The organism is Empedobacter sp. GD03865, assembly GCF_029840775.1.
GTDB classification, from domain to species: Bacteria; Bacteroidota; Bacteroidia; order Flavobacteriales; family Weeksellaceae; genus Empedobacter; species Empedobacter falsenii_B.
The window spans coordinates 50,486-62,481 of record NZ_JAOCDF010000003.1 but is presented as its reverse complement, the minus strand read 5'-3'; the positions used below and the strand labels follow the sequence as shown (position 1 = coordinate 62,481).

Annotated in this window: 10 protein-coding genes; all 10 read left to right on the top strand. The window is 32.2% G+C overall.

Annotated features, from left to right (window positions below; genetic code table 11):
- The first annotated feature begins 46 nt into the window (after positions 1-46).
- The 10 genes from hisB to N5D46_RS01945 all read left to right on the top strand — a co-directional run bounded on the left by hisB (position 47) and on the right by N5D46_RS01945 (position 11,972).
- Positions 47-1,180, top strand: a complete 1,134-nt coding sequence (gene hisB / locus N5D46_RS01990) for a bifunctional histidinol-phosphatase/imidazoleglycerol-phosphate dehydratase HisB (protein ID WP_280049041.1) — start codon at positions 47-49, stop codon at positions 1,178-1,180.
- A 61-nt stretch (positions 1,181-1,241) separates the two neighbouring features.
- Entirely contained in the window at positions 1,242-1,820 is a 579-nt protein-coding gene (hisH, locus tag N5D46_RS01985; RefSeq protein WP_280049040.1) for an imidazole glycerol phosphate synthase subunit HisH, read from the top strand.
- Between the two features lie 18 nt (positions 1,821-1,838).
- On the top strand, positions 1,839-4,958 hold the full coding sequence (locus N5D46_RS01980; RefSeq protein WP_280049039.1) for a S41 family peptidase: 3,120 nt from the start codon (positions 1,839-1,841) through the stop codon (positions 4,956-4,958).
- An 84-nt stretch (positions 4,959-5,042) separates the two neighbouring features.
- Positions 5,043-5,756: a 1-(5-phosphoribosyl)-5-[(5-phosphoribosylamino)methylideneamino]imidazole-4-carboxamide isomerase gene (gene hisA, locus N5D46_RS01975; protein ID WP_280049038.1), complete on the top strand. Its 714-nt coding sequence runs from the start codon at positions 5,043-5,045 to the stop codon at positions 5,754-5,756.
- Positions 5,757-5,831: 75 nt separating this feature from the next.
- A complete protein-coding gene (locus N5D46_RS01970) occupies positions 5,832-6,188 on the top strand; it encodes a four helix bundle protein (protein ID WP_221410148.1) in 357 nt (118 codons plus the stop codon).
- A 90-nt stretch (positions 6,189-6,278) separates the two neighbouring features.
- A complete protein-coding gene (gene hisF / locus N5D46_RS01965; RefSeq protein ID WP_038336482.1) occupies positions 6,279-7,031 on the top strand; it encodes an imidazole glycerol phosphate synthase subunit HisF in 753 nt (250 codons plus the stop codon).
- On the top strand, positions 7,028-7,639 hold the full coding sequence (hisIE, locus tag N5D46_RS01960) for a bifunctional phosphoribosyl-AMP cyclohydrolase/phosphoribosyl-ATP diphosphatase HisIE (protein WP_280049037.1): 612 nt from the start codon (positions 7,028-7,030) through the stop codon (positions 7,637-7,639). Before hisF ends, hisIE begins: the two co-directional genes overlap by 4 nt.
- Positions 7,640-7,817: 178 nt before the next feature.
- On the top strand, positions 7,818-9,281 hold the full coding sequence (locus N5D46_RS01955; RefSeq protein WP_280049036.1) for an ankyrin repeat domain-containing protein: 1,464 nt from the start codon (positions 7,818-7,820) through the stop codon (positions 9,279-9,281).
- Positions 9,282-9,289: 8 nt separating this feature from the next.
- A complete protein-coding gene (locus tag N5D46_RS01950; protein WP_125349871.1) occupies positions 9,290-9,781 on the top strand; it encodes a DUF2271 domain-containing protein in 492 nt (163 codons plus the stop codon).
- Position 9,782: 1 nt separating this feature from the next.
- Entirely contained in the window at positions 9,783-11,972 is a 2,190-nt protein-coding gene (locus tag N5D46_RS01945) for a PepSY domain-containing protein (RefSeq protein ID WP_280049035.1), read from the top strand.
- Positions 11,973-11,996 lie beyond the last annotated feature (24 nt).

Below are 11,996 nucleotides of genomic sequence, written 5' to 3'. Positions count from 1 at the left end.
CTCTGAGATTCCTCCTAACATCGGAATGACATCAAAAACAACTAAAATGAAAAAAATACTATTCATAGATCGTGATGGAACAATGATTTTAGAGCCAGCTGACTACCAAGTTGACAGCTTTTCCAAATTAGAATTCTATCCAGAAGCCTTTACTTATTTAGGTAAAATTGCAAAAGAATTGGATTACGAATTGGCGATGGTAACCAATCAAGATGGTTTAGGAACACCTGCAAATCCTGAGGAATTATTTTGGCCAATACAAAATTTCGTAGTGAAAGCATTCGAAAATGAAGGCGTGAAATTCGAGGATATTTACATTGATAAAACTTTTGCTCATGAAAATGCGCCAACGCGTAAACCTGGAACGGCTTTATTAACAAAGTATATCAATAACCCTGAATATGATTTAACAAATTCGTTTGTAATCGGTGATCGAATAACGGATGTTAAATTAGCTCAAAATCTTGGTGGAAAAGGAATTTTTATCGCGAATGATGAAGCTTTAGGCGCAGACGAAATCAATGATAACGAAGGTTTGAATGAAACGATTGCTTTAAAAACAACGTCGTGGAAAGATATTTATGAGTTCTTAAAACTTCAAAATCGCACTGCTTCAATTGTTCGTAATACGAATGAAACAAAGATTAAAATTGATTTAAATCTTGACGGAACAGGAAAATCGGATATTTCGACAGGAATTCACTTTTTCGATCATATGTTAGATCAAATTGCGCGTCATGGACAAATGGATTTGGTGATTAAAGTCGATGGCGATTTAGAAGTTGACGAACATCACACAATTGAAGATACTGCCATTGCTTTGGGCGAAGTTTTTGCCCAAGCTTTAGGAAACAAATTAGGCATCGAACGCTACGGTTTCACCTTGCCAATGGACGATTGTCTAGCACAAGCAGCGATTGATTTTGGCGGAAGAAATTGGTTGGTTTGGGAAGCTGATTTTAAACGTGAGATGATTGGTCAAATGCCAACTGAAATGTTTTATCATTTCTTCAAATCATTTACAGATGGCGCAAAAGCCAACTTAAACATCAAAGCGGAAGGCACAAACGAGCATCACAAAATCGAAGCGATTTTCAAAGCGTTTGCAAAAACCATTAAAGTAGCTGTAAAACGCGATCCTGAAAAAATGATTTTACCCTCAACAAAAGGACTTTTATAATTGACGAATGAAGATTTAAGATTAATATCAATCGTAAATCAAAAGTCGTAAATCAAAGAATATGGTAGCAATAGTAAAATATAATGCAGGAAATGTAAAATCGGTATATAATGCAGTAACTCGTTTGGGGTTCGAAGCTATAATTACAGACGATTTTGAAACTTTGCAAAATGCTGACAAAGTAATTTTCCCTGGAGTTGGAGAAGCAAGTTCCGCAATGACTTATTTAAAAGAAAAAGGATTAGACAAAGTCATCAAAAACTTAAAACAACCAACATTAGGAATTTGTTTGGGTCAGCAATTAATGTGTGCTTATTCGGAAGAAGGAAATACCGATTGTTTAGGAATTTTCCCTATTCAAGTTAAATTATTTCCTTCAACAGAAATCGTTCCTCATATGGGCTGGAATACGATTTATGATTTAAAAACGCCTTTGTTTAATGGAGTTCACGAAAACTCCGACATTTATTATGTACACAGTTTTTATTGCGAAAATTCAGAATATACGATCGCGAAAACAGATTATATTTTAGAATATTCAGCTGCTTTACATAAAGATAATTTTTACGCAACTCAATTTCACCCAGAGAAATCTGCAGGAATAGGAGAACAAATCCTAAAAAACTTTCTAAGTTTATAGTATTATAAATTCTCACACATGAAAAAAATAGTTTTTACTTTACTTAGTGCTTTCGCCATTTCGCAGGTTTCTGCTCAGGAAAAAGTGTATTTCACTTCTACTCCTTCTTTAAGTCCAGATGCTAAAACGGTTTATTTCAGTTACGATGGCGACATTTGGTCAACTGACATTAATGGTGGAAATGCGTCAAGAATCATAGCTTTAGAAGGAGAAGAAATCAATCCTCGTGTTTCACCAGACGGAAAATGGTTGGCATTCAGTTCTAATCAATACGGGAATTACGATATTTATGTAATGCCTATAAATGGTGGAAAAATTAAGCAATTGACGTTTCATCAAGCCAAAGACGAAGTCGAAAGTTGGAGTTGGGACAGTAAATCGATCTATTTTACATCAAACCAAAATAATGGATTTGGAAGTTTTAAAATTAATTTAAATGGAAAAACACCAGAAGCGCTTTTTACAAATTATTTCAACACAACAAATGGTTTAGTAGAAACTCCTCAAGGCGAATATATTTTCACAAATTCATCTGAAAGTGCAAGTCAAGTTACACGAAAAAGATACAAAGGAGAAAATAATCCAGATTTATTAGGATATAATCCAACCACAAAAAGTTATAAACAATATACCGATTATAACGGAAAAGATTTCAATCCTACAGTTGATAAAAATGGAATTATCTATTTTATTTCGGACGAAAATAATGGCGAATACAACTTATATCAGTTAGCAAATGGTAAAAAAGAAGCGTTAACAAAATTTGAAACTTCGATTAAAAAACCTTTTGTTTCGGCTGATGGTTCAAAAGTTGTTTTCGAAAAAGATTATCAATTATTTGTTTACGATGTAAAAGCAAAAACATCGAAACCACTTATAATTAATGTTAATTCGAATAAATCTTTAGAAAAAGAACAAAATTTTGAAGTTGAAAATAATATTGATTATTTTGATATTTCTCCCGACGGAAAGAAAATGGCTTTTGTAAGTAGAGGAATTATTTTTGTTTCGGATAATGAAGGAAAATTTGTCAATCAAATTTCTGATGGAAAAGAGCGTGTTTTAGAAGTAAAATGGTTGAAAGACAACAAAAATTTAATCTTCAACCAAACATATAAAGGTTACCAAAATTGGTTTAAAATTTCGGCTGACGGAAAAGGAAAAGTTGAACAATTAACTTCTGATTTAAGAAATAATCGAGACATTACATTCAACAATGATTTATCACAAGCTGTTTATTTAAGCGGACGCGATGAAGTCAGATTATTAGATTTGAAATCACTTAAATCATCAACAATTGTTAAAGATGAAATTTGGGCTTTCCAAAATTCGAAACCATCTTTTTCTCCAAATGATGAATATGTGTTATTCTCTGCAAAACGTAATTTCGAGTTGGATATTTTTATTCACAACATCAAGAAAAATACAACGGTTAATTTAACAAATACTGGTGTTTCAGAAGCTGACCCTACTTGGTCACCAGACGGAAAATACATTTATTTTTCAAGCGACAGAAAAAACCCTTCCTATCCTTTGGGAATGCAAGAATCGAGTATTTATCGAGCTTCTTTAGATTGGTTTGATCAAGCGTATAAATCAGAAAAATTTGATAATTTATTTGTCGAAGAAAAAAAGGTTGAGAAGAAAGAGAAAAAAGAAGAAAAGAACGATTTTAAAGCATTAACTATTAATCCAGAAGGATTCTTAGAAAGAATTGAATTGGTAACAGACCGTTTTGGATATCAGACAAATCCTTTTGTTTTTGCGGATGATAAAAAGCAATTTTTATTCTATAATACTAACCAAGAAAATGGTAAATTTCAGTTATACAGAAAAACGACCGCTGATTTTGAAGAAGATAAAACAGACAAAATATTCAACAAAGGCGCTGATTTTATCTTGAAAAATGAAAAAAATCTTTACGCTTTAATCGATAATTCTGTTTACAAATTTGGTATTAATTCTACAAATCCTGAAAAAGTTAGTATTAAATATAATTTCAATAAAAACTTGGCTTCAGAATTCAATCAAATGTACGAAGAAGCTTGGGCTGGAGTAGAAGAAAATTTCTATGATGAGAATTTTCATGGAATCGATTGGAAAGCTAAAAAAGAGCAATACGCAACGTTTTTACCTTATGTCAACAATCGAAATGATTTGAGAATTTTGTTAAATGATATGCTAGGTGAATTGAATTCTTCGCATTTAGGTTTTTCATCTTTCGGAAAAGAAGAAAGTCGAAGATTGAATTATTTCACCAACGAAACAGGAATTATTTTCAAAAAAGATCAACCTTTTACAGTTGAAAAAATCTTACGAAAATCTCCTGCTTTTCTTAAAAATGTTGATGTTCAAGAAGGTGATATTTTAGTGAGCGTAAATGGGCAAAAAATCGATCAAAACCAAAATCGCGAAACTTATTTTACAACGCCTAAAAAATTAGAAGAATTAACTCTTGAATTTGACCGAAAAGGAAAAACAATTTCGACGAAGATTCATCCAATTTCAAATAACGAATTGAAATCGCTTTTATATGATGAATGGATTTATGAAAATCGTCAGCGTGTAAAAAAATTAAGCAACGATAGAATCGCTTATTCGTACATGAAAAATATGTCTACTTCTGAATTGGATGTATTTTTATTGGACATGGTAGAGCAAGAGAATAGAAAAGATGGTGTCATTTTAGATTTACGTTTCAATACAGGTGGAAATGTACATGATAAAGTTTTGAACTTTTTATCGCAAAGACCTTATTTGAAATGGAAATATCGTGAAGGACAATTAACTGTTCAACCAAATTTTGCTCCTTCAGGAAAACCAATTGTTTTATTAATTAACGAATACTCATTGAGCGATGCAGAAATGACAGCTGCAGGATTCAAAGCCTTGAAATTAGGAAAAATCATCGGGCAAGAAACGTATCGTTGGATCATTTTTACTTCTGGAAAAGGATTAGTTGATGGTTCATTTTATCGTTTACCAAGTTGGGGAACTTATACTTTGGATGGACAAAATTTAGAAAAAACTGGTGTTAAACCTGACATTTATATTAAAAACACGTTCTTAGATCGACTAGAAAATAAAGACCCACAATTGGAACGTGCAATCCAAGAGGTCATGAAAGAATTAAAATAATTTACGAAGGTAGATTAACGAATTACGATTATTTTTTTTAATCGTAATTCGTAATTCCAAGATCGTAAATCTAACATAACAATTATGAGAATCATTCCAGCTATAGATATTATCGACGGAAAATGCGTCAGATTATCGCAAGGCGATTACGATACAAAAAAAATATACAACGAAAATCCGTTGGAAGTAGCAAAAGAATTCGAGGATTACGGTATCGAATATTTGCACTTGGTGGATTTAGACGGCGCAAAATCAAAGCAAATCATCAATTATAAAACCTTAGAATTAATAACTTCTAAAACCAATTTAAAAGTTGATTTTGGAGGTGGAATTAAGGCTAATGATGATATTAGAATTGCTTTTGAATGTGGTGCGAATCAAATTACAGGTGGAAGTATTGCGGTTCAAAATCCGACTTTATTTCAAGAATGGATTTCACAATATGGAAGCGATAAAATCATTTTAGGCGCAGATGCTAAAGATCGAAAAATTGCTACACATGGTTGGTTAGAAACCTCAGAATTAGATGTAATAGATTTTATTCAAGAATATAAAACCAAAGGAATTGAGTATGTGATTTGTACAGACATTGCGAAAGATGGGATGTTACAAGGAACTTCAAACGAATTGTACGCTGAAATTTTAGCAGCGTCGGATGTCAAATTAATTGCTTCTGGCGGAGTATCTTCTATCGACGATTTAATTAAAGTCAAAGAATTAGGTTGCGAAGGAGCAATTTTAGGGAAAGCGATTTATGAAGGGAGAATTGATTTGAAGGATTTACGATTGTTGATTTAGCGATTAACGATTTATGAGTTACGAGTTACGATTAAGATTTCGTAAATTGTATATCGTAAATCTAAAATAAACAAAGTGCAAGAGATTATTAAGAAACGAACAAAACAAATTGGAATAGACGTTATTCTTTTGATTAATCAATTCCCAAATTCGATTGCAACAAGAGCTATTTCTAATCAAATCATTCGAAGTGCAACTTCAATTGGAGCAAATTATAGAGCAGCTTGTCGTGCAAAATCAACGGCTGATTTTATTAATAAACTCAAAATCGTTGAAGAAGAAACTGACGAAACTATTTATTGGTTGGAAATTTTAGAGGAATCTAAATTATTTGAATCACCTAAAATTAATCAGTTAAAAATCGAGCTCAACGAAATATTATCAATTATTGTTAGCTCAATAAAAACTTTAAGAAATAAACAAAATAAATGATTTGAGATTTTTGATTTACGATTGTCGATTATCATTAAATCGCAAATTCCTAAATTGTAAATCTGAATTCGTAAATCTAAAATATACTACGTGTTAAAAAAAAGAATCATTCCGTGTCTGGACATCAAAGATGGAAGAACGGTAAAAGGGGTTAATTTCGTGGGTTTACGCGATGCGGGAGATCCAGTAGAATTGGCAAAAAAATATGTAGAAGAAGGCGCTGATGAATTGGTGTTTTTGGATATCACAGCTACCATTGAAAAGCGTAAAACTTTAGCTGAAATGGTGGAGAAAATTGCTTCGGCGATTAATATACCGTTTACAGTTGGTGGTGGAATCAATTCGGTGGAAGATGCTTCGGCGGTCATCAAAGCTGGCGCAGATAAAGTTTCGGTGAATTCTTCGGCGGTTAAAAATCCTCAATTAATTGCAGATTTAGCTGCTCGATTTGGATCGCAATGTGTAGTCGTTGCTGTAGATACTCGCGATGTAAATGGAACACAAAAAGTTTTCGTAAGCGGTGGAAAAATTGAAACCGAATGGGAAACCTTAGATTGGGTCAAAAAAGTAGAAGAATTTGGCGCTGGCGAAATTCTGTTAACATCTATGGATGGAGATGGGACAAAAGCTGGTTTCAAAATTGATATCACAAAAGCAGTTGCTGATACTGTAAATCTTCCAGTAATAGCTTCGGGTGGAGCTGGAAAAATGGAGCATTTTACAGAAGTTTTTACCCAAACAAAAGCAAGTGGTGGATTGGCTGCAAGTATTTTTCACTTTGGTGAAATTCCAATTCCGACGCTTAAAAATTATTTAAAAGAACAAAATATTCCGATACGATGAAGATCGATTTCAATAAAAGTAATGACGGATTAGTTCCCGTTATTATTCAAAATTATCTTAACAATAGAGTTTTGATGTTAGGTTATATGAACGAAGAAGCTTTTAACAAAACCCAAGAAATTGGAAAAGTGACCTTTTATTCTCGTTCAAAAAATAGATTATGGACAAAAGGTGAAGAATCAGGAAACTTCTTAGAGGTTAAATCAATTGCGGTTGATTGCGACAACGATACAGTTTTAATCAAAGCAAAACCTTTTGGACCAACTTGTCATACGGGTTCTACGACTTGTTTTAAAGAAGAAACCAACCACGGATTTGTATATGAATTAGAACAAACCATTAACGATAGAATTGATTTGGACAATGATCCAGATTCGTATACCAACAAATTATTCAAAAGAGGAATCAATAAGGTTGCGCAAAAAGTAGGTGAAGAAGCAGTTGAATTGGTAATTGAAGCCAAAGACAACAACGATGATTTATTTATTAATGAAGCCGCGGATTTAATGTATCATTATTTAATTTTATTAAAAGCCAAAGGTTTCAAATTAGAAGATGTAGAAAATGTTTTGAAATCGAGAGAAAATGGTCCAAGACGAGCTGAATAAAGTAGTTTAGAAATATAAAAGATTGCAGATTAGCAATCTTTTTTGTTTTCAAAAAACTGATGTTTAGCAGAATTAGCCAAATTTATTTGATTTAATTAGAATTAATATAAATAAAAATAATACTTTTGAAATCAAATTAAAATTAGTCTAAATAATCATTACAATATATTCTATTCATATGAAAAAATTATTCATTTCTGCTGCTATCCTTGCTGCTTCATTTATTCAAGCTCAAACGAATACGTTGATGGACGCTGGTTTTTGGAAAAATAATCCAACAATAGAAACTGTAAAAACTGAAATTTCGAAAGGAAATAGTCCTTCTTTTCAAAATGGTGGTTTCTTTGATCCTGTTGTAATAGCGATTAACAACAAAGCAGATTTTAATGTGATTAAATTTTTAATTGAACAAGAAGGAAATTCTATTGATAAAAAAACGCATCACTCAAGAATTTATCTTCAATGGGCTGCGGCTGCGGGGAATTTAGAATTGGTAAATTATTTATTAGCCAAAGGTTCTGATGTTCACTACAAAGATAGCCACGGTTACGATGTAATTACGTATGCTGCGAGTGCTGGAAATCAAAATATAGCGGTTTACGATGCGTTAATTAAAGCTGGTGCCAATCCAAAAGTGAAAGGTGAAAATGGGACTAACTTAATTATGGAAGCGATTGCAAATGATGATGATTTAAAAGTTACTGAATATTTTATTTCGAAAGGTTTATCATTAAGCGAAAAAGACGCTAACGGACGTACTGTAGCGGATTATGCTGCTAAATTAGGAAACTTATCAATCATAGATAAATTAATCGCGAAAGGTGTAAAACCTACAGATCAAGCTTTATTTTTTGCCACTCAAGGTTCGAGAACAAAAGAAAATGGTGTAGAAGTTTTCCAAGAATTAATTACAAAATATAAATTAAATCCGAAAGCGTTAAATCCAGACGGACAAACATTGTTACACGCTTTATCTCGCAGAGGAAATTCTGAAACAATCAACTTTATCTTATCAAAAGGTGTTGATGCTAAAATTGCTGATAAAGAAGGAAACACTGCATTAATGGTTGCTGCTGGAGGAAAAAACACAGATTTAATCAATACATTTTTATCAAAAGCAAATAATGTAAATGCGATTAATAAAAATGGTGAGTCAGCTTTAACGAAAGCTGTTGCTTCTGGAACATCTCAAATCGTTTCTTTATTATTAGAAAAAGGCGCTAAAGCTAATATTGTTGATAAAGATGGAAATAATTTGGCTTATTATTGGTTCAATTCTTTCAAACCAAATGATGAATCATTCGCTGAAAAACAAGCTTTATTAACAAATGCAAAAGTTGATTTTAAAGCTACTCAAAGCAAAGGTGCAACTTTGTTACACATCGCTGTTGATAAAGGAAATGTAAATTTGGTGAAGAAAGCGATTGAATTAGGTGTGAATATTAATGCACAAGATGAAGACGGAAATACAGCGTTACACAAAGCAGCTTTGATTGCGAAAGATGATGCAACCTTAAAAACTTTGGTTGCTGCTGGAGCGAAAAAAGATATTAAAACAGAATTTGACGAAACAGCTTATGATTTGGCTGGAGAAAACGAATTCTTAAAGAAAAATAATGTGTCTATTGACTTTTTAAAATAATGAAGGAGATGAAATTTAACTTAATCAAAAAATTAGTTGGATTAGTTGTAATCTTAATGGCAACTGCCACTTTTGCACAAACAACAAAATACAAAACAATGATTCAGATGAATAATTACACGGGAAAAGAAGCCTATGTAGTGATTTCATTAATCAATCCAAAAGGACAATACGAAAAAACTTTAGGTGTTTTGGGAACAGATAACGAGTGGTATAACACGTTAAAAGAATGGCACAAATTCAATAGTAAAAAGAAAGAAAAATTAAACGGAATCACAGGTGCTTCAGTTGCTGGAGGAGCGAGAGCGACACGTGTCATCGAGTTTGATACTGCAAAATTGAATAAAGGATACAAATTACGTTTTGAATCTGCTGTAGAAACTCAAAAATACGTCGCAAAAGATGCTGAAGTTGCATTAAATTCTTCGGATTTAGACAACAAAGCAGGTATCAAAGGTTCAGTTTATATTAAAGCCGTACGTTTTATAAAAGTTCAATAAAATGACATTATCTATTTGGAGATATGCGCATTTGAGTCTTGCAATTTTATCTTCAGCATTTTTAGTTATTCTATCTATCACAGGAGTAATTTTGGCTGTTGATGCAATAAACGAAAAATCGCCCGCATACAAAGTAGAAAATTTCGATAACATAACACTCGCGCAAGTTTTACCAACTTTGCGCGAGCATTATTTTGAAATAATTGAAGTAAAAGTTGATCACAATGATTTTGTGACGATTGATGCTATGGACGAAGATGGAAATTCGATCAAATCTTACATTGATCCTACAACAGGAAAAAAGATTGGTGAAATTGTTCCAAAAAGTGATTTCATCAATTGGGTCACAGCCTTGCACCGTTCATTATTTCTAAAGGAAACAGGACGAGCAATTGTTGGTGTCGTCTCTTTTTTATTGATGTTAATTTCAATAAGTGGATTAATCTTAATCGTAAAACGTCAACAAGGAATTCTAAATTTCTTTACCAAAGTTAACAAAGACTCCTTTTCACAATATTTCCATGTTGTAACTGGACGTTGGTTATTAATTCCAGTTTTAATCATTGCATTAACAGGAACATTGATTTTCTTAGCGCGATTAGAACCTTTAGTTGGTCAACCAAAAGAAATTGAGCATCAAGTCAAAGAAAATTTACAACCAAAAGATTTAAAAGACATTGAATTCTTCAAAAACACGAAATTAAGTAGTGTTGAAAAGATTGAATTTCCTTTTATTCCAGATGATGAAGCAGAACCATTTATAGTCCATTTAAGAAAAAAATCGGTTTCGGTGAATCAAGTAAATGGAGCGATTATTTCAGAATCGCTAAATCCTTATTCTGCAATTGTAGAAAAATTTAATATCGATTTACATACGGGTCGCACCAATGTGATTTGGGCAGCGATTTTAGGAATTGCTTCACTTAATATTTTATTTTTTATTTGGTCAGGATTTGTAATTACGTTCAAACGTACAAAAACGAAAATCGGCAAAAATAAATATAAAGCTATCGAAGCTGAAATTATCCTTTTAGTTGGTTCTGAAAATGGATCGACTGTTGGTTTTGCTTCAAAAATTCAAGAACAATTTTTAGCAAACGGGAAAAAATCATTCATCGCTCAGATGAATCAATATGAAATTTATCCAAAGGCAAAACAACTCATCATTTTTACTTCCACTTATGGAATTGGTGATGCGCCTGCGAATGCTAAGAAATTTGAACAATTAATCACACAATTTCCACAAAACCAATCCATCGAATTTTCTGTTGTAGGATTTGGATCAAGAGCATATTCAGATTATTGTGGCTATGCAGTTAAAGTTGACAAATGGTTGAATGATCAAAAATGGGCTACTCAATTATTGGATTTGAAAACAGTAAATGATAAATCGCCGGAAGAATTCACAAATTGGGTCATTGCATACAAAGAAACGACAGATATTCCGTTAGCAACAACGCCTGCGATGTATGTTGGAAAAGCACTAGAACTGAAAAATGTTAAGGTTATTTCTACCACTAAAATCACACAAGAAGATGCTACATTTAAAGTTATTTTAGATGTAAAAGAGAAATTCAAATCTGGAGATTTATTAGCAATTTATCCCGAAAGTGATCACAAAGAACGCTTATATTCGGTTGGAAAAGTAGATAATAAATTACAGTTAATTGTAAAATTGCATGAGTTTGGATTAGGTTCTCAATATTTATATAATTTGGTTCAAAATTCTACGATTAAAGCTCGAATTGTAAAAAATAAAGCCTTTAGATTTCCAAAAGCTTCAAAAGTTGTGATGATTGCAAACGGAACAGGAATTGCACCTTTTCTTGGGATGATTGATGAGAATTCAAAAAATATTGAAACGCATTTATACTGTGGTTTCAGACATGATAATGAAACAACAAAATCTTATCAAGAATTTGCTACGAAACAAATTTTTACGAATCATTTGAGTCAATTTCACATTGCATTTTCTCGTGAAGAAAATAAACAGTATGTGATGGATTTAGTCAATCGTGATGCTAAATTCTTTGCTGAAACATTACAAAATGGTGGAATTCTTATGATTTGTGGTGCTCTCACAATGCAACATGATGTAGAGAAAGTTTTGGAACAAATCTGTCAAGAACATTTGAATAAATCATTCGAAGAATTCAAAACAAATGGGCAATTTTTGACGGATTGTTACTAGAAAAATAATTTTGATGCAATCCTA

What these genes read in the sequence shown, in the direction of transcription:
- hisH (WP_280049040.1), top strand. Translation starts at nt 1,242, where the DNA reads ATGGTAGCAATAGTAAAATATAATGCAGGAAATGTAAAATCGGTATAT.
- N5D46_RS01955 (WP_280049036.1), top strand. Translation starts at nt 7,818, where the DNA reads ATGAAAAAATTATTCATTTCTGCTGCTATCCTTGCTGCTTCATTTATT.
- hisA (WP_280049038.1), top strand. Translation starts at nt 5,043, where the DNA reads ATGAGAATCATTCCAGCTATAGATATTATCGACGGAAAATGCGTCAGA.
- hisIE (WP_280049037.1), top strand. Translation starts at nt 7,028, where the DNA reads ATGAAGATCGATTTCAATAAAAGTAATGACGGATTAGTTCCCGTTATT.
- N5D46_RS01945 (WP_280049035.1), top strand. Translation starts at nt 9,783, where the DNA reads ATGACATTATCTATTTGGAGATATGCGCATTTGAGTCTTGCAATTTTA.
- N5D46_RS01980 (WP_280049039.1), top strand. Translation starts at nt 1,839, where the DNA reads ATGAAAAAAATAGTTTTTACTTTACTTAGTGCTTTCGCCATTTCGCAG.
- hisB (WP_280049041.1), top strand. Translation starts at nt 47, where the DNA reads ATGAAAAAAATACTATTCATAGATCGTGATGGAACAATGATTTTAGAG.
- N5D46_RS01950 (WP_125349871.1), top strand. Translation starts at nt 9,290, where the DNA reads ATGAAATTTAACTTAATCAAAAAATTAGTTGGATTAGTTGTAATCTTA.